Here is a 19,039-nt window from a genome sequence, read left to right as displayed (position 1 = left end):
CATAACAGCCCACCTCAGGCGGGCACTAATCAAAAATTCTGTCTGCGGGATGAACCGACGTTTATTCCCGGCATGATGCTCAACACACCGGGCAACGTGATTACCAGCGCTGTTTCAGCAGGTTGGGCTGAATACCGCCAATCGGTTTGGCGTTACTGACAACCTGTCTGGCGATGCCTGCCTCGAATTCGTCCCGGAAATATTTAATGGCGCTCTGCAACGGTTCGACCGCCCCTGGCGCATGGGCGCAGAAGGTGTTGCCCGGCCCCAGGAAGCGGCACAATTGTTCCAGCGTTTCAATATCGCCGGGTTGCCCTTCACCACGCTCCAGTGCACGCAAAATCTTCACGCTCCACGGCAAGCCGTCACGGCAAGGCGTACACCAGCCGCAGGACTCACGGGCAAAAAACTCTTCCAGATTGCGGGTCAGCGATACCATGTTGATCTCATTATCAACCGCCATCGCCAGCGCCGTACCCAGACGGCTACCCGCCTTCCCGATGTTTTCGAAGTCCATCGGCAAGTCGAGATGTGCATCGGTCAGAAAATCGGTACCCGCTCCACCAGGCTGCCACGCTTTTAAGGTCAGGCCATCGCGCATACCGCCGGCATAATCTTCCAGGATTTCACGGGCGGTCGTGCCAAACGGTAATTCCCACAGACCTGGATTTTTCACACGGCCGGAGAAGCCCATCAGTTTGGTGCCGGCATCTTTGCTCTTGCCAGCCGACAGCCCCTGATACCACTCAACGCCATGCTCAATAATGGCAGGTACGTTGCACAGCGTTTCTACGTTATTAACGCAGGTGGGCTTACCCCACGCACCGGCAGAAGCCGGGAACGGTGGTTTAGAGCGCGGGTTGGCGCGACGACCTTCCAGTGAGTTGATCAGTGCGGTTTCTTCACCGCAAATGTAACGACCCGCGCCGGTATGGACAAACAGCTCAAAATCAAAGCCGGTGCCCATGATATTTTTGCCAAGCAGCCCGACTTCCGTTGCCTCAGCGATAGCACGACGCAAATTGGCCGCCGCCTCAACGTATTCGCCGCGCAGGAAGATATAACCGCGATAAGCTTTCAGCGCATAAGCGCCGATCAGCATGCCTTCCACCAGCAGATGCGGCATCTGCTCCATCAACAGTCGATCTTTGTAAGTGCCTGGCTCCATCTCATCCGCGTTACACAGCAGATAGCGGATGTTCATGCTTTCGTCTTTCGGCATCAGGCTCCACTTGAGACCCGTGGAGAAACCTGCGCCGCCGCGACCACGCAAGCCGGCATCTTTAACCAGGGTGACGACCTCATCCTGTGCCATACCGGTCAGCGCTTTTTTCGCACCGGCATAACCATTTTTGCTGCGGTATTCGTCCAGCCACACCGGCTGTTTATCCGCACGCAGGCGCCAGGTTAAAGGATGCTGCTCAGCCGTCAGAACAATGTTTTTACTCATTGATACTGCTCCAGTAATGAATCGATATCATCAGGCTTCAACTGACTGTGGGTGTCCTCGTCGATCATCATGGTCGGCCCCTTGTCGCAGTTCCCCAGGCAGCAAGTCGGCAATAACGTAAAGCGACCGTCAAATGTTGTCTGACCAGGCTTGATATTCAGTTTTTTCTCCAGCGCAGCCTGAATACCCTGATAACCGGTGATATGGCACACCACGCTGTCGCAGTAGCGGATCACATGCCGGCCAACCGGCTGACGGTAAATCTGGCTATAAAACGTCGCTACACCTTCGACATCGCTAGCTGGAATACCGAGAATCTCGGCAATGGCGTCAATCGCGCCATCCGGCACCCAACCGCGCTGTTTCTGAACAATTTTCAGCGCTTCAATCGATGCGGCACGCGCATCTTCATAGTGGTGTTTTTCATGCTCGATAGCGTCGCGCTCTGTGTCACTTAACACAAAAACATCGCTGGCGGCCTGCGCCGGAGCATCGATAGGATCCTGAGTGTTGTTATGTTCGTGCATAATTAGCGGTCCACATCTGACATGACAAAATCAATACTACCAAGGTACACGATCAGGTCGGATACCAGACAGCCACGAATCACCGCCGGAATTTGCTGCAAGTGTGCAAAACTTGGCGTACGGATACGGGTTCGGTAACTCATGGTGTTGCCGTCGCTGGTCAGGTAGTAACTGTTAATTCCCTTGGTGGCTTCGATCATCTGGAATGATTCGTTAGCCGGCATCACCGGCCCCCAGGAAACCTGCAGGAAGTGGTTGATCAGCGTTTCAATGTGTTGCAGCGTGCGCTCTTTCGGCGGCGGCGTAGTCAATGGATGATCGGCCTTGAAAGGACCTTCCGGCATATTCTTCAGGCACTGCTCCAGAATACGCAAACTCTGGCGCAGCTCTTCCACTTTCAACATTACCCGGCTGTAACAGTCGCTGATGCCATCACCTACCGGCACCTCAAAATCGAAGTTTTCATACCCGGAGTAAGGCCGCGCTTTACGCACGTCGAAGTCGATGCCGGTAGCACGCAGGCCGGCACCGGTCACGCCCCACTCCAACGCTTCTTTGGCGTTGTAGGCGGCGACACCTTGCGAACGTCCTTTCAGGATGCTGTTTTGCAGCGCCGCTTTGATGTAGGTATCCAGACGTGCCGGCATCCAGTCGAGAAATTCACGCAGTAAACGTTCCCATCCACGCGGCAGGTCGTGCGCTACACCACCAATACGGAACCAGGCCGGGTGCATGCGGTAACCGGTGATGGCTTCGACCAGATCGTAGATTTTCTGGCGATCGGTAAACGCGAAGAACACCGGCGTCATGGCGCCGACGTCCTGAATAAAGGTACTGATATACAGCAGGTGACTGTTGATACGGAACAGTTCGGACAGCATGACGCGAATCACCTTCACGCGCTCCGGCACCTCGATACCCGCCAGTTTTTCCACCGCCAGCACATAAGGCATTTCATTTACGCAACCGCCGAGGTATTCGATACGGTCGGTATAAGGGATATAGCTGTGCCAGGACTGGCGTTCCCCCATTTTTTCCGCGCCACGGTGGTGATAGCCGATATCAGGAATACAGTCGACTATCTCTTCACCGTCGAGTTGCAGAATGATACGGAAGGCACCATGGGCTGACGGGTGGTTCGGCCCCAGGTTCAGGAACATGAAGTCTTCGTTATTGGTACCGCGCTTCATCCCCCACTCTTCCGGTTTGAAGGTCAGGGATTCCATCTCCATATCTTCACGCTGTTTGGTCAGCACGAAAGGATCGAATTCGGTAGCGCGCGCAGGGAAATCCTTACGCAGCGGGTGCCCTTGCCAGGTCTGCGGCATCATGATGCGCGTCAGATGCGGGTGGCCTTTGAAAGTGATGCCAAACATATCCCACACTTCACGCTCGTACCAGTTGGCGTTGGGGAACAGTTTGGTCAGGGTCGGCATAGTGAGATCGTTTTCCGATAATGCCACCTTCAACATGATATCGCGGTTGCGCTCAATCGAAATCAGGTGATAGAAAACGGTAAAATCGGCGTCCGGCAAGCCCTGGCGATGAGTACGCAGACGTTCGTCCACACCATGCAGGTCAAGCAACATCACATAGGGTTTTGGTTGCTTCTTCAGAAAAACCACTACATCCAGCAGTTGCTCGCGTTTAACCCACACCACCGGCAAGCCGGTGCGAGTGGCCTGAACGGTAAAAGCGTCTGGTCCAAACCGGTTACACAGCTCGCCGACGACCGGATCATCCAGGTGATCGCGGGTTTGCCATGCAGGCAGAGCGACATCGTGCGTCGTTAAATCTGTCATAAATATGTCACCACAGTAAATGTGCTATTTCTGTGACTGATGATGGCTACACACGTTTATCGTGATATGAATTTATCGTGATCTTACGTAGCCACTACAGCCCTCACTCACAGGGGGTCAAATCTCATCAGGAGAACGTAGATTGGTTACCGCAATGCGTTCGCCTCGTTTACGTTCACGCTCGGATTGCATGTTGGCGCGGTAAACCCCCTGATCGCCTACCACCCATGACAGAGGGCGGCGTTCCTTACCAATAGACTCTTTCAGCAGCAACAACGCCTGCATGTAGGCTTCCGGACGCGGCGGACATCCCGGGATGTAAACATCAACCGGCAGGAATTTATCCACCCCCTGCACTACGGAATAAATATCGTACATACCGCCGGAATTCGCACAGGCCCCCATGGAAATAACCCATTTAGGTGCCAGCATCTGGTCATATAAACGCTGAATGACCGGCGCCATTTTTAAGAACGGCGTACCGGCCACGACCATAAAATCCGCCTGACGCGGTGAAGCGCGAATAACTTCGGAACCAAAGCGCGCAACGTCGTGCACCGAAGTAAATGACGTCGCCATTTCCACATAACAGCAGGAAAGACCGAAGTTATAAGGCCACAGGGAATTGCTGCGCCCCCAGTTGACCATGCTGTGCAGCGACTGTTCGAGGTTGCCCATGAAAACGCTGCGATTGACATGCTGTTCAAGCGGATCGCCGACAATCTCTTGCTTCTGGAGGGGGTAACGGTCGTTCTCACCGTCCGGGTCAATGCGGGTGAGCGTATAATCCATCTTCTAATTGCCTCGCTATTACTGCTGATGAGTGTTGGTGGTCTGAGTCACGACATTGGATTTCACGACTTGTCTTTTGGAACGCACAGGCGTCCAGTCCAACGCGCCGATACGCACCAGATAGACCAAACCAGCCAACAGCACCAAAATGAAAATTGTAGCCTCGACGAAGCCTATCCACCCACTCTCCCGGATAGAAACAGACCAGGCATAAAGGTAGAGGGCTTCAACGTCGAAAATAACGAAAAACATAGCAACCAGGTAAAACTTGGCGGAGAGACGCAACCGTGCGGAGCCGACGGAATCGATACCTGATTCATAAGGAATGTTTTTGTGTCGCGCCCGGGCTCTTCCTCCTAACAGGAAACCGCCGAGCAACATAAAGCCGCAGAGACCTACAGCAACGATAACGAATAGCGCAAAAGCCCAGTGATGGGCGAGGACTTCAGTAGTTGTTGACATACTCTTGCTTACTCATCAAAAGTGACCGGACACCTGCTCTTTGCTCGGCAGTTTGTCGCCACATCGATTAAAAGGAAGGATTTTTCGCCACAAAAACGCCACAACTTATAAGGTTAAGAAGCGCTTTAATGCGGTCTGATTCCCTGTTATGTAACCTTATTTTCAACGCCACTAAAAATAACAGCACATTACTTTACATGCACGTGGTTTCGTTAACATTTTGTGTGTAATGCGGTAACTAAATCGAGTCAGTTAATCGCCCTACGTTAACGATTCCTCCTGCAGAAAGCCCTTATAGGCCGGGTGACTATATCATTTTCGGCAAGAATTCCTGTTCCCCCATAGTGTTAATAGGGGTATTTTTTGATCCAGGGCACACTTTTTTCATTTATGTTAGTAAAAAAACCATGTTGATTGTTCATCCATTAACCTTTTCATTCAATCAACATAGATTTAAAAAAAAGAAATGCAGTTTTAATAATAAGGGAACACATCTGATGAGGTAAACAATAGTGGGTAGCCAGAGGACGACGAGGATAGGCTACGATGTTCAACACAACCGTAGTCAAAAGCGAGAGATGAATAAACAAAGCGTAGCGTGGCTCATCGCCCTGCTACGCCAAGAGTCAGATAATATCTGTTAATGAATTATTCGGTGGGGGGATTCCGCATCTCGTTTTCCGCCGCCGAGCTAACCGGCAGCAGATGAGAACGCGTGCCAGACTCGATAGCACTGAAAATGGCATTAGTCAGATCGTTATCATGATCTGGGTTCTTGCACAGGTAGTAACGAGTATCAGGTAGTTTCGGCAATCCTTCCTCTTCACCCAGTACACGCAGTTCCGGGCTCATCATCTCTACCGAGCGTACCGTAATCCCCAGACCGGCTTTTACTGCTGCACGCACGGCGGACAGGGTAGAGGCGACATAAGAAATCTTCCATGGAATACCGGCAGCCGTCAGTTGATCAAGCGCCAGCGTGCGGAACGGACTCGGTTCATCCAGTACAACCAACGAAACGGTTTCACCCGGTTGATACTGATAATCGGCCGCGCAATACCACAACGTCGGTGATGTACGCAGCAACACATGGGGTAAATCCTCGGCATTGGACGTGGTAATGACCAGATCAATTTTCCCCTGTTGCAGCATATCCGCCATTTCTGCGCTGCGTTTAATACTGACCGCAATCGACAGCTTTGGAAACACCGTAGTCACACGCTGCAGGATGAAAGGCAGAATGGTATCCGCCGTGTCATCCGATGCGCCGATGGTCAGTGTTCCCTGGATATCGCTATACATCAGTGAGGCGCAAGCCTCATCATTGAACTGCAGAATTTTTCTGGCATACCCAAGAAACTGGATGCCATGCTCGGTTAGCAGCTTATTTCGCCCATGACGGGCAAACAGCTCCTTACCGATCAGCTGTTCCAGACGCTGCATCTGCTGGCTTACTGCCGACTGTGTTCGACACACAGCAACAGCGGCTGCCGCAAACGTATTCAAATCTGCAACAGCGACGAACGTTCTCAACAGATCAAGGTCAAGGTTGAGGACAGGGCGACTTGTATTTGTCATACGGCTCTTCACTTATCTATTTTAATTTTTAACAAACATACCTGGTGTTGATGTCGATGCCCCGGCAAGGACCGGATGCACAATAAAAGACGGACAGTATCGCAGACGAACGGTTTCGACAAAAGGTTATGAATATTCCTTTCTTCGAATCGTCTCTCTCCCCCCAACCTCCTTATTCAAGCATCTTATTACGTAATCAAACTCTCAAAAACAACCTTTTTATTTATTTTAGATAATAAAATAAAAACTCAAAAAACACCAGCCGTCTCACTTAGCCACAATTTACAACCCTGAGATATAAGATTTTGATTGTTTTTACTTTAAAAACGTCTTCATAGAAATATACGACATCTCTTACTTTTCACTTTTGACGCATACTTTGTGCATCATTGATTCTCCGTTTGCTTGAAAAAGACATTACATGCAAAACATCGGCACAGCCTCAACATACATTATTAAAATTGAAACCTTGTTTTAATAAAGTAACAAAAATCATCAATTGACTTGATGAATCCAACCTATCCGACAGAATTATCTCATGTGGGACACACTGGTAAAAAATCGGCCTTCGCCACGCACAAACACCTTTAATACAGCGAGTTACTATTAACTGACGACCCATTTTTTATGTAAATATTGTTATTTTTTGTAAAAAAACAAAAATAATGCAAAGACACCGCATGTAACATAAACGTTTATGAAGTTACACGTAGAAGGCCCCCGCAGTAAAAAATTTATCTTATCGGCAATAAGATATACTGGTTTCGTTTATTCCCTTCCGGCCATTTACGCTATTCGATTAAATAACTCCACTTTTTATTATCAGCGAGTTGCCTCTCTCTTTTATTTTATCATCGACAAAAGAGTGTCCGGCGATTTTCGATGTGAGAAACATCAGCTTGTTTCAAACATTACCGTATTTAGAAAATGGTTTTTATAACCTCAACACGCGCTATCATTTTATGATACCGGTTTCAGCGTTTAAATCAGGTATAAAAAATACGCCAATTGCATCTGAGATTATTCCTTCAGCCGCAACGTGAAGATGATTAATGCCTCATTATGCGAGTCAGGCCGAATAATTGACCGATATCAGATGACTTTTTTTATGACCCCAGCATCCAGTTAAGATAAGACGAAAAACAAAAATCGACGCACATTTCCAGAACATTCCGTTAACAATACGTGCCATTTATCGCTGTTTCGCTGGTAACCATTATCCAGGAAGCAACGTCACAGCCATTGTAATGATTCTTCAAAACACACGGCGGGAAGAGTACATTAGTCGGGTTAGGCGATTACTCATCAGGAACAGGATCCTGTAAAAGGTTTGTTACATGTTACCAATAGAAAAATCGAAAAAACTGGAAAACGTTTGTTACGATATTCGCGGACCAGTACTAAAAGAAGCAAAACGACTGGAAGAAGAAGGCAATAAAGTACTCAAGCTGAACATCGGCAACCCGGCACCTTTTGGGTTTGAAGCGCCGGATGAGATCCTGGTGGATGTGATCCGCAACTTGCCGACGGCACAAGGCTACTGCGACTCTAAAGGGCTCTATTCCGCCCGTAAAGCCATCGTACAGCACTACCAAGCCCGCGATATGCGCGACATCACGCTGGAAGACGTTTACATCGGTAACGGTGTATCCGAGCTGATTGTTCAATCAATGCAGGCGTTGCTCAATACTGGCGACGAAATGCTGGTGCCCGCACCGGACTACCCCTTGTGGACTGCCGCCGTTTCGCTTTCCAACGGACATGCCGTGCACTACCGTTGTGATGAAGAATCAGGTTGGTTCCCGGATTTAGACGACATCCGCAGCAAAATCACCCCTCGAACCCGCGGGATCGTCATTATCAACCCGAACAATCCTACCGGGGCGGTATACAGCAAAGAACTGTTGCTGGAAGTGGTTGAAATTGCCCGTCAGCATAGCTTAATTATTTTTGCCGACGAGATTTACGACAAGATTCTTTATGACGATGCACAGCATCATTCCATTGCCGCACTGGCTCCGGATTTGCTGACCGTCACATTTAACGGCCTGTCCAAAACCTACCGCGTAGCCGGGTTCCGTCAGGGATGGATGGTGTTGAACGGGCCGAAAAAACACGCCCGCGGTTACATTGAAGGGCTGGAAATGCTGGCGTCGATGCGTTTGTGTGCCAACGTACCGATGCAACATGCCATACAGACGGCTCTGGGCGGTTACCAAAGCATTAGCGAGTTCATTCATCCGGGTGGTCGTCTGTATGAACAGCGCAATCGGGCCTGGGAACTGATCAATCAGATTCCAGGCGTCTCTTGCGTCAAACCGAGTGGCGCGCTGTACATGTTTCCTCGTATTGATGCTAAGCGATTCAATATTCATGACGACCAAAAACTGGTGCTAGACCTGTTGTTGCAGGAAAAAGTGCTGTTGGTACAAGGCACCGCATTCAACTGGCCGGAGCCGGACCATCTACGTATCGTGACCTTGCCGCGGGTTGACGAACTGGAAATGGCCATCAACAAGTTCGGCCGTTTTCTGGAAGGTTATCACCAGTAAATGAACAACGTCCGGTGTCAATCGGCACCGGACGCCTCTTCTCAAGCGGCGTATTGCTATTTTCCTGTGCTGTATCCGGCCTGATTTGCTTCTTGATGCCGGAGCCGCCACAATGAACCTTCATGCCGTACGCTGAGAGATGTTTATGGTTCAAAGTCACTTCTTCGCCCATTTATCCCGCCTGAAACTGATTAGTCGCTGGCCGCTGATGCGCAATGTCCGAACAGAGAATGTCTCCGAGCACAGCCTGCAGGTAGCATTCGTCGCACATGCGCTTGCGGTAATCAAAAATCGCAAATTCAATGGCAATATCAATGTCGGCCGCATCGCTTTACTGGCGATGTACCATGATGCCAGCGAAGTCCTCACCGGCGATATGCCGACTCCCATCAAGTATTACAATGCGCAAATCGCCCACGAATATAAAAAAATTGAAAAAATCGCCCGCCACAACCTGATTACCATGCTACCTGCTGAACTACAGCAGGACTTCAGCCCGTTGCTGGATGAATCCCACATCAGTGAAGAGGAACATGCCATTGTTAAACAGGCGGATGCGCTTTGTGCTTACCTGAAATGTCTGGAAGAGTTGTCGGCGGGCAATAACGAGTTTCTGCTGGCTAAAACCCGACTGGAAAAGACGCTGCAACAACGCCAGAGCCCGGAAATGGATTATTTTATGACGGTGTTTATTCCGAGTTTTAGCCTGTCGCTGGATGAGATCAGTCAAGAATCGCCTCTTTGACCGCCGCCGAAAACAAAACCGGACAACCTGAATCATACCTCAGGCTGTTCGGTTTCTTGCGTTCAGAATGGATATAACCATGGCACCATCACCACACTCACAACCATCACCAGCAGCGTAAAAGGTACACCAACCCGAACAAAATCACTAAAGCGATACCCACCGGGCGCCAGTACCAATGTATTGACCGGCGAGGAAACGGGCGTCATAAACGCCGCCGAGGCGGCAATCGCGATGATCATCGCAAAAGGATACGGTGAAACCTGCATCTGTTCCGCGGCGGCGACGGCAATCGGCGCCATCAATACTGCCGTCGCCGTATTGGATATAAATAACCCCGTCAGTGCGCACAACAGAAACAGGCACACCAGCATGACATGCGGCCCCGCATCACCGCCAATCTCCATTAACCCTTTGACCACCAGTGCTACGCCGCCGGTTTGTTGTAGCGCCAGCGCAAACGGCATCATCCCGACAATAAGAATCAGGCTCGGCCAGTGCACCGCACGGTAAGCGCTGTCCATATCAATACAGCGAAATTGCCCCATCAACAGACATGCAATCAAGGCCGCAATAGCATTCGGAATCTCATCGGTGAGCATCATCGCCACCATCAGCGCCAGACAAAATAACGCATGTGGGGCCTGATTACTGGCAGGTGCGACTTCATCGACTTCCGCCGGCAGATTGAGCACAATAAAGTGGCGTTTGTGCTGATGCAGCAGGCGGATATTCTTCCAGTCACCGATAACCAGCAGGATATCGCCCAACTTTAACGCTTCATCAGCCAATGTTCCTTCCAGCGCTTCACCGTCCCGGCGAATGCCGACCACAGTCAACCCGTAGCGACTGCGAAACGACGCTTCCTGCAACGTTTTGCCCAGCAGTCCGGAATCAGGAATCAGCGACACCTCCGCCATGCCGACATCGCGCGCCTGTTCAGAGAAATATTCACCGCGCAACACCATCGGCTCCAGGCGCTGGGTGGCGCAAAATTCACGCAGATCCACATCCGATGCCGACATATCGATCAGCAGCACATCATTCAGCCGCAATTCACTATTACCGCTCACACTCACCATAATGCGCCGGAATTTTTGCCAACGCTCAATCCCCACCACATTCGCGCCATAGCGCTGGCGTAATTGCAAATCGTCCAGCCGTTGGCCGATTAACGGCGATCCGGTTCGGATCGCCAGCCGACGCGCCCGCCCGGTCAGGCGATATTCCCGAATCAGATCACGGAACGTTTTACGTTTCCAGCCCTCTTTCACACCATCGCTGTCAGTTACGGTCAGCCAGAAACGCGCCACCAGCATATAAACAATACCGGTCAGTAACACCACCATGCCGATCGGCGTGACGCTGAAAAAGCTGAACCCGGCCATTCCGATACGCATCAGTTCACTACTGACCACCATATTGGGCGGGGTCGCGACCAGCGTCATCATGCCGCTAATCAACCCGGCGAACGCCAGCGGCATCATCAATCGGGCGGGAGTGGTTTTCATCCGCGCCGCCACATTCAGTACCACGGGAATAAAAATGGCGACGATACCGGTAGAACTCATGAAGGCGCCCAGTAGCGCCACCGTCAACATTAGCAGAATCAGCATACGGGTTTCACTCTGGCCGGCCACACGTATCAGCCAGTCGCCAACCTGATAGGCAACCCCGGTTCTCACCAACCCTTCGCCGATCACAAACAACGCCGCGATCAGGAATACGTTTGGATCGCTGAATCCGATTAGCGCCTCCTGCAGAGTTAGCGTACCACTCAATACAAACGCTACGATCACCAACAGTGCAATCACATCCATACGAAGTTTGCCGGTGGCAAACAGCACAATGGCAATCGATAGCAAAATGACGACCCAGACCAGCGAACTGCTCAGCATGCCCCCTCCTGACGTTAACGGTACTTATTCATCAGGCGGCGAACCGGTAAAAAACAATGCAGCCAGATAACCGCTCAAAACCAGCATGCCATAAAAAAACCCTGACAAAGCAGGGTCTTGATCATGTTTAGCGGGATTTAAGCATCAATTCAGGGTGAGAGTTACCCAACCATCGGCTGTACATGAAACATGCAATTTATCAAGGGAATGTAATACGGCAGCCACCTCATTCAGATGCGGCGTATCGGCGGGAGCGTTCACCGCAATCACTTTGCATCCGGCCGCCAGGCCTGACAGCACGCCGGCAGGCGCATCTTCCACCACGACGCATTCCTCAGGGGAAAGGCCCAGCCGTTGCGCTCCCAACAGATAGGCATCCGGATTCGGTTTACCGCGCGCAACCTGCTCCGCCGTAATAAACTCGTGCGGCGCGGGCAACCCCGCCGCACGATGACGCGCATGTGCAATCGGCACCGTTCCCGACGTCACTATCGCCCACGGGATATCCAGCTCATCAAGCCTGGCCAGCAGCGCTTGCGCGCCCGGCATTGCCTCAATACCCGTCGTATCCGTCGCCTCCACCTGCTCAAGCTCGACAAACTCGCGCTGAATCGTCTCTTCACTGGCGCCGGCCAGAAAATGGCGCAGCGACGTTATCGCCTGTTTGCCATGAATAAAGTCCAGGACTGTCTGTGGTGCGATATCATGATCTTTTGCCCAATTGCTCCAGGCCCGCTCCACCGCCGGCAACGAATCCACCAACGTACCGTCAAGATCAAACAGAAAACCTTTACACTCCACAGACAGCCCCTTGTTTTTTACGTAATCCGCCCCTGAACGTCTCAGGCATTGATGATTTGTGCAATCTCCACCGCACTCAGATGATACTGGCGCGGGCAAGATTGCCAAATCGCCAGCATGCGGACATATTTATCCCACATTTTGGTCTGTGAGTTAAAGCCGTGCGTGCCGGAGTCAAAGTGAGGATAACGCCCTTCCACATGCACCATAAAGCGCACATAGCCAAGATAGCGCGCTTCAGTCGCCGCATCGAAACCCAGAAACGCCAGGCGGCGCTCGTCCATATCCGGCTTATCTTTCAGATTCGCCCAGGAAACCTGCAACGCATGATGCATTTCCATCACATTGATGAGGGTACGACACACTTCTTCACTTAAATCGCCGAAATCGCGATCCAACTCGCGCATTTGCAGCCCGTAACCTCGTTCAATGATGGTTTGCAGACGGCGGTAACGCTCAGCATTATCGGGATCCAGCATCGACATCATTTTGTATTGATTAGACAGGATAAGTCTTTGAGCATTGGTCATTTCCATGGTGCACTCCTGAATCTGATTCCGACGAAAGGGATATTGACAGCAGAATCGCACAGTGGCCGACGTTCGTTTCTTGATTTAAAACAGCATCCAATGGAAAAAAACTCAGCCTCTTTGGCTAAAAACCGGGTTTACATCAAAGAGAGTCCAGGAAGGTCTTGTCGAGTTGCTTGAAAGCTCGATTCAGCACATCCGCCAACATCTGGTAGGTCGGTTTCCCTTCCACCGGCGTCAGCGCCATTCCTGACTCCAGCAGCTTATTACGAATTTCATGAAACCAATGCAGTAATGAAGGCGGCAAAGGCGTAACTGAACGACGCCCCAGCCACCAGAGCCCCTGCATCGGTAAACCAAGGGCAAACAGCGCCGTCGCTACACTGGGCCCCAACTGCCCGCCCAGTGCGATTTGCCACGTCAGGGTAAAGACGGCTACAGGCGGCATGATACGAACGGCAAAGCGGGTGGCGCGCACCACGCGGTTTTCAGGAAACACGGGTGCCAGCCGCTTATCCGCGGGCCAGGTCTTCATATAGTGCTGGCCAAAACGGAACAGTTGCAGCCATCCGGTCTTATCGGAGGGGGTCGTCGACATGCTCAACCTCAACTTCACATATAAAAAATAAAAATTTTGTACAAACTACCAACTGCAATTGACAAGCTTAAAATATATTTTGTGTTTAATGATTGCTGTCGGTATCCTAATTAGCCTTTTGGCCGCGATAAAAGCCGTTTGACGCTGTTTTGTACTCGCTGTGAGGCATATGCTGTTTCAGGCAGCGTTTACAGTGTCGGCTGGCGAATCCGGTCAGTGTTGATTCAGCGCGCAGCAGTGCGAGTCTGCTGTCGCCGTTTTTTGCTGCGCCGATGTCACCTCGCAGGAGCGTTTATACGCTGCCGATCGTTCGTCACATCGGTATTTTCCGTTGTCATGTCTGGAAAATTCACCCGGCCATGATGTTAATCATAAATGTCAACCGCCTTCTGCGCTACGCTAGTCGTTATATGACATTTTTTTAACCATGTATAACAAGTAGGTACTTCCATGTCGAGTAAGTTAGTACTGGTTCTTAACTGTGGTAGCTCTTCCCTGAAGTTCGCCATCATCGATGCCGTAAACGGAGACGAATACCTGTCTGGTCTGGCCGAGTGCTTCAATCTGCCCGAAGCACGCATCAAATGGAAAATTGACGGCGGCAAACAGGAAGCTGAGTTGGGTGCCGGTGCCGCCCACAGTGAAGCACTGAGTTTCATCGTTAACACCATCCTCAGCCAGAAACCGGAGTTGTCCGCTCAGTTGGTGGCGATTGGTCATCGTATCGTACACGGCGGCGAAAAATTCACCCAATCCGCCGTTATCAACGACAACGTGCTGCAGGGTATTAAAGACGCGATCCCGTTCGCACCGCTGCATAACCCGGCTCACCTGATCGGCATTGAAGAAGCGCTGAAAGAGTTCCCGAACCTGAAAACCAAGAACGTCGCTGTATTCGACACCGCGTTCCACCAGACTATGCCGGAAGAGGCCTACCTGTACGCACTGCCGTACAAGTTATACAAAGAACACCACATCCGCCGTTATGGCGCTCACGGTACCAGCCACTACTTTGTTTCCCGCGAAGCGGCAAAAGTTCTGAACAAGCCGGTAGAAGAGCTGAACGTCATCACCTGTCATCTGGGCAACGGCGGTTCCGTTACTGCCATTCGTAACGGCAAATGCGTTGACACCTCCATGGGTCTGACCCCGCTGGAAGGTCTGGTGATGGGGACTCGCAGCGGTGATATCGATCCGGCTGTGGTTTTCCACCTGCACGACTCTCTGGGCATGAGCGTAGACAGCATCAACAAGCTGCTGACTAAAGAATCCGGCCTGTTGGGCCTGACTGAAGTGACCAGCGACTGCCGTTACGTAGAAGATAACTACGAAACGAAAGAAGACGCCAAACGCGCCATGAACGTATATTGCCACCGCCTGGCGAAATACATCGGTTCTTATTCCGCGCTGATGGAAGGTCGTCTGGATGCGGTGATTTTCACCGGCGGTATCGGTGAAAACGCGGCGATGGTGCGTGAACTGACGCTGAAACAGCTGGGCCTGCTGGGCTTTGAGGTTGACCACGAGCGTAACCTGGCTGCTCGTTTCGGCAAAGGCGGCAACATCGCCAAAGACGGTACCCGTCCGGCATTGGTCATTCCGACCAACGAAGAATTGGTCATCGCTCAGGACGCACTGCGCCTGACCGCCTGATAGTCTCCCCACTCCGTCAGCTCAGGCTGACGGAGTTGTTTTAGCAGCATCGTTTTTGAACAACGAGCAACCGCAAACAGAGGTTAAGCCGTGTCCCGTACAATCATGTTGATTCCTACCGGCACCAGTGTGGGCCTGACCAGCGTCAGCCTGGGTGTCATTCGTTCCATGGAACAAAAAGGCGTGCGCCTGAGCGTATTCAAACCTATCGCTCAAGCACGCTCTGGTGAAAGCGCACAGGATCAGACCACCACTATCGTCCGCGCCACCTCCGCTATCCCAGCCGCTGAACCGCTGGCAATGAACTACGTGGAGTCAATGCTGAGCAGCAATCAGCAGGATGTACTGCTGGAAGAAATCATCGCTCGCTACCACGAGAGCACCAAAGACGCGGAAGTCGTATTGGTCGAAGGTCTGGTACCGACTCGTAAACATCAGTTCGCCAACGCGCTGAACTATGAAATCGCCAAGACGCTGAATGCAGAGATCGTTTTCGTACTGGCGCTGGGCAACGATTCTCCGGCACAGTTGAAAGAGCGTATCGACATTGCACGCTCCAGCTTCGGCGGCAGCAAGAACAAAAACATCACCGGCGTTATCATCAACAAGCTGAATGCACCGGTTGATGAACAGGGCCGTACCCGCCCCGACCTGTCTGAAATCTTCGATGATTCCACCAAAGCCAGCGTTGCCAATATCGATCCGAAGTTGCTGTTTGCCAACAGCCCGCTGCCGGTTCTGGGCTGCGTACCCTGGAGCTTTGATCTGATCGCAACCCGCGCCATCGACATGGCGAACCACCTGAATGCGCGCGTGATCAACGCCGGCGACATTCAGACTCGCCGTGTGAAATCAGTGACTTTCTGTGCGCGCAGTATTCCGCATATGCTGGAGCATTTCCGCCCGGGCTCACTGTTGGTGACCTCCGCCGACCGTCCGGACGTATTGGTTGCCGCTTGTCTGGCCGCCATGAACGGCGTTGAAATCGGCGCCCTACTGCTGACCGGCGGCTACGAAATCGACCCGGCCATCAGCAAACTGTGCGAACGTGCCTTCCAGACCGGCCTGCCGGTATTCATGGTCAACACCAACACCTGGCAGACTTCGCTGAACCTGCAAAGCTTCAACCTGGAACTGCCGCCGGACGATCACGAGCGCGTAGAAAAAGTGCAGGAATATGTGGCTCGCCACATCGATGCCCAGTGGATCGATTCCCTGACCGCCACGTCCGAGCGTTCACGTCGTCTGTCCCCGCCGGCATTCCGTTATCAGTTGACCGAACTGGCGCGCCAGGCCGGCAAACGTATCGTGCTGCCGGAAGGTAACGAACCGCGTACCGTTAAAGCCGCCGCTATCTGCGCCGAACGTGGCATTGCACAGTGCGTGCTGCTGGGTAATCCGGATGAGATCCAACGCGTAGCCGCTGCACAAGGTGTCGAGCTGGGCAAAGGCATTGAGATTATCGATCCGGTTGAAGCCCGTGAGCGCTATGTTCCGCGTCTGGTCGAACTGCGTAAGAGCAAAGGCATGACCGAAGTGGTCGCCCGCGAACAACTGGAAGACAACGTCGTACTGGGCACCCTGATGCTGGAACAAGGCGAAGTTGACGGTCTGGTCTCCGGCGCCGTTCACACTACGGCTAACACCATCCGTCCGCCGTTGCAGTTGATCAAAACCGCACCGGGCAGTTCACTGGTCTCCTCCGTGTTCTTCATGCTGCTGCCTGAGCAGGTACTGGTGTATGGCGACTGCGCCATCAACCCGGATCCGACTGCCGAACAACTGGCGGAAATCGCTATTCAGTCTGCCGACTCGGCCGCCGCTTTCGGCATCGAACCGCGCGTGGCGATGATCTCCTACTCCACCGGTAACTCCGGTGCGGGCAGCGATGTGGATAAAGTCCGCGAAGCAACCCGTCTGGCGCAGGAAAAACGTCCGGATCTGGTGATCGATGGTCCGTTGCAGTACGACGCCGCCATCATGGCCGACGTTGCGCAGTCCAAAGCACCGAACTCGCCGGTTGCAGGTAAAGCCACCGTGTTCGTATTCCCGGACCTCAACACCGGTAACACCACCTATAAAGCGGTACAGCGTTCTGCTGACCTGATCTCCATCGGGCCGATGCTGCAAGGCATGCGTAAGCCGGTTAACGACCTGTCCCGCGGCGCGCTGGTAGACGACATCGTCTACACCGTAGCGCTGACCGCCATTCAGGCCACCCAGATTGCCTGATGAGGATGTAGCAGCGCATCGACTGATACGCCGCAACGACAGAAACACAAACGCCAGCATCCGCTGGCGTTTTTTATGCGGCCCATTCTCACCGTAACGGCAATTAATGCTCTTCTTCTACGGCATCATGGTCTTGTGTTCCGCTCGGCTCCTCGCTTTGAGCCCGTGACGTCACACGTGTCGGCTTGATGTAATCATTGTTGCTGCCGCTGTTGCGGCTTAGCCAAAGCGACAACGCTTTGAGCGAATCCGGGGTGAACTCATCGCAGCGCGCGGTAATCTCTTCCGGCGTCAGCCAACTGACCTCGTCAATTTCTTCGGCCTGCAAGGCAAACGGGCCATGCATGACACAGCTGAACAACGCGCCCCACACCCGGCAGTCATCGCTTTCATAGTAAAACAGGCCGTGCTCGGCAAACGGCACGCCCGCAATGCCCAGTTCCTCTTCCGCTTCACGGCGCGCCGATTCCAGCAAATTTTCACCGCTTTGCACTACGCCGCCGGCGGTCGCATCCAGCCAGCCGGGGTAAAAATCTTTGGTTTCGGTACGGCGCTGAACCAGAATCTTGCCCATGCCATCATGTACAACAATGTAGGTAGCACGGTGCCTCAGGTGCTGAGCACGCATCTGTTGGCGACTCGACTGGGCAATAACCTCGTTGTTTTCATCAACGATGTCGACCCACTCCGTGCCTGCCGTCTGTGTTTGTTCCACCATCCTCTGAAACCCTTTCGTCGTGGCGCGGTCATGCGCTTCAGTTTTTAGAAATTTTGGAATTATCGATGTAATACGAGAGTAGCGTCTAACTTAGTGGCTAATCGTAACCTGCGCAATAGCCTCTCCACTCCCTAATGACACAACCCGCAACACCCCAGACTCCAGCAAACCGTAACTGGCGGGATAACCGCCTTTAGGCAGACTGACGGAGCCGGGATTGAAGCAGAAAATGTCATCACGCCGCTCGGCCACTGGAAGGTGCGTGTGGCCAAACACCAGTACATCGCCGGCATGCAGCGGCGGGCGTTTTTCCGGGTGATAGAGATGTCCGTGGGTCAAAAATAAGCGGTTGTCAGGCAACAGCACTTGTTGCCAGGGCGCGGTGATCGGAAACTGTAACAGCATCTGGTCAACCTCGCTGTCGCAATTCCCCCGAACCGCCATAATCTGTGAAGCGTAGCGGTTCAGTAAAATCGCGACATCTGCCGGTTGGTAGCGATCCGGCAACGGATTACGAGGGCCATGATTAAGAAAATCGCCCAGCAGAATCAGCCAGTCGGCGCCGCTCTGTTCAAAACGGGCCAGCAAGGTTTCGGTGGCCGACAGTGAGCCATGCAGGTCAGACGCAAACATCAGTTTCATGGTTCTATCCCGATGCGTGAACATATTCAGTCTCGCTATAGTACCAAAAACCGATGTCA

16 protein-coding genes are annotated in these 19,039 nt (G+C 52.3%); 4 read left to right on the top strand and 12 right to left on the bottom strand.

The annotated features are described in order from the left end of the window. Nucleotides 1-100: 100 nt before the first annotated feature. The 6 genes from nuoF to lrhA form a co-directional block, all read right to left on the bottom strand. Nucleotides 101-1,450: an NADH-quinone oxidoreductase subunit NuoF gene (gene nuoF, locus DCH402_RS06580; protein WP_040000413.1), complete on the bottom strand. Its 1,350-nt coding sequence runs from the start codon at nucleotides 1,448-1,450 to the stop codon at nucleotides 101-103. Beyond that, entirely contained in the window at nucleotides 1,447-1,977 is a 531-nt protein-coding gene (nuoE, locus tag DCH402_RS06575) for an NADH-quinone oxidoreductase subunit NuoE (protein ID WP_033576343.1), read from the bottom strand. Before nuoE ends, nuoF begins: the two co-directional genes overlap by 4 nt. A gap of 2 nt (nucleotides 1,978-1,979) precedes the next feature. Beyond that, nucleotides 1,980-3,779, bottom strand: a complete 1,800-nt coding sequence (nuoC, locus tag DCH402_RS06570; RefSeq protein ID WP_040000412.1) for an NADH-quinone oxidoreductase subunit C/D — start codon at nucleotides 3,777-3,779, stop codon at nucleotides 1,980-1,982. Nucleotides 3,780-3,896: 117 nt separating this feature from the next. Then, on the bottom strand, nucleotides 3,897-4,571 hold the full coding sequence (locus DCH402_RS06565) for a NuoB/complex I 20 kDa subunit family protein (RefSeq protein ID WP_012769134.1): 675 nt from the start codon (nucleotides 4,569-4,571) through the stop codon (nucleotides 3,897-3,899). Between the two features lie 18 nt (nucleotides 4,572-4,589). Continuing rightward, nucleotides 4,590-5,033: an NADH-quinone oxidoreductase subunit A gene (locus tag DCH402_RS06560; protein ID WP_012769133.1), complete on the bottom strand. Its 444-nt coding sequence runs from the start codon at nucleotides 5,031-5,033 to the stop codon at nucleotides 4,590-4,592. A 648-nt stretch (nucleotides 5,034-5,681) separates the two neighbouring features. Further along, nucleotides 5,682-6,611 carry a transcriptional regulator LrhA gene (gene lrhA / locus DCH402_RS06555; RefSeq protein ID WP_040000411.1) on the bottom strand — a complete coding sequence of 310 codons (930 nt, stop codon included), beginning with the start codon at nucleotides 6,609-6,611 and terminating at the stop codon, nucleotides 5,682-5,684. 1,337 nt (nucleotides 6,612-7,948) lie between these two features. Here lrhA and DCH402_RS06550 point away from each other — a divergent pair. Beyond that, entirely contained in the window at nucleotides 7,949-9,163 is a 1,215-nt protein-coding gene (locus tag DCH402_RS06550; protein WP_012769130.1) for a pyridoxal phosphate-dependent aminotransferase, read from the top strand. A gap of 145 nt (nucleotides 9,164-9,308) precedes the next feature. After that, nucleotides 9,309-9,908, top strand: coding sequence for a 5'-deoxynucleotidase (yfbR, locus tag DCH402_RS06545; protein WP_040003426.1), 600 nt, complete (start codon nucleotides 9,309-9,311; stop codon nucleotides 9,906-9,908). A gap of 62 nt (nucleotides 9,909-9,970) precedes the next feature. On the opposite strand, the gene DCH402_RS06540 is transcribed toward yfbR, so the two are convergent. The 4 genes from DCH402_RS06540 to yfbV all read right to left on the bottom strand — a co-directional run bounded on the left by DCH402_RS06540 (nucleotide 9,971) and on the right by yfbV (nucleotide 13,735). Next, nucleotides 9,971-11,806, bottom strand: coding sequence for an SLC13 family permease (locus tag DCH402_RS06540; RefSeq protein ID WP_152486898.1), 1,836 nt, complete (start codon nucleotides 11,804-11,806; stop codon nucleotides 9,971-9,973). Between the two features lie 144 nt (nucleotides 11,807-11,950). After that, the gene (locus DCH402_RS06535; RefSeq protein WP_040000409.1) at nucleotides 11,951-12,607 is read right to left on the bottom strand and encodes a sugar phosphatase; all 657 of its coding nucleotides are present in this window, start codon (nucleotides 12,605-12,607) and stop codon (nucleotides 11,951-11,953) included. A gap of 41 nt (nucleotides 12,608-12,648) precedes the next feature. Next, nucleotides 12,649-13,143: a YfbU family protein gene (locus tag DCH402_RS06530; protein WP_040000408.1), complete on the bottom strand. Its 495-nt coding sequence runs from the start codon at nucleotides 13,141-13,143 to the stop codon at nucleotides 12,649-12,651. 136 nt (nucleotides 13,144-13,279) lie between these two features. After that, a complete protein-coding gene (gene yfbV / locus DCH402_RS06525) occupies nucleotides 13,280-13,735 on the bottom strand; it encodes a terminus macrodomain insulation protein YfbV (RefSeq protein WP_040000407.1) in 456 nt (151 codons plus the stop codon). Between the two features lie 450 nt (nucleotides 13,736-14,185). On the opposite strand from yfbV, the gene ackA reads away from it, so the two are divergent. Next, nucleotides 14,186-15,388 carry an acetate kinase gene (gene ackA / locus DCH402_RS06520; protein ID WP_040000406.1) on the top strand — a complete coding sequence of 401 codons (1,203 nt, stop codon included), beginning with the start codon at nucleotides 14,186-14,188 and terminating at the stop codon, nucleotides 15,386-15,388. A gap of 90 nt (nucleotides 15,389-15,478) precedes the next feature. Then, a complete protein-coding gene (pta, locus tag DCH402_RS06515) occupies nucleotides 15,479-17,620 on the top strand; it encodes a phosphate acetyltransferase (RefSeq protein WP_040000405.1) in 2,142 nt (713 codons plus the stop codon). A gap of 103 nt (nucleotides 17,621-17,723) precedes the next feature. Here the strand turns inward: pta and yfcD are convergent, their stop codons facing one another. Both yfcD and yfcE read right to left on the bottom strand, forming a co-directional pair. Continuing rightward, complete coding sequence (gene yfcD / locus DCH402_RS06510) at nucleotides 17,724-18,338, bottom strand: NUDIX hydrolase YfcD (protein ID WP_050583269.1); 615 nt, start codon at nucleotides 18,336-18,338, stop codon at nucleotides 17,724-17,726. A gap of 90 nt (nucleotides 18,339-18,428) precedes the next feature. Beyond that, nucleotides 18,429-18,980: a phosphodiesterase gene (yfcE, locus tag DCH402_RS06505; protein ID WP_040000404.1), complete on the bottom strand. Its 552-nt coding sequence runs from the start codon at nucleotides 18,978-18,980 to the stop codon at nucleotides 18,429-18,431. Between the last annotated feature and the right edge of the window lie 59 nt (nucleotides 18,981-19,039).

The organism is Dickeya chrysanthemi NCPPB 402, assembly GCF_000406105.1.
Lineage (GTDB): Bacteria > Pseudomonadota > Gammaproteobacteria > Enterobacterales > Enterobacteriaceae > Dickeya > Dickeya chrysanthemi.
The sequence above is the reverse complement of the archived record's forward strand: the minus strand, read 5'-3'. Positions and strand labels throughout refer to the sequence as shown.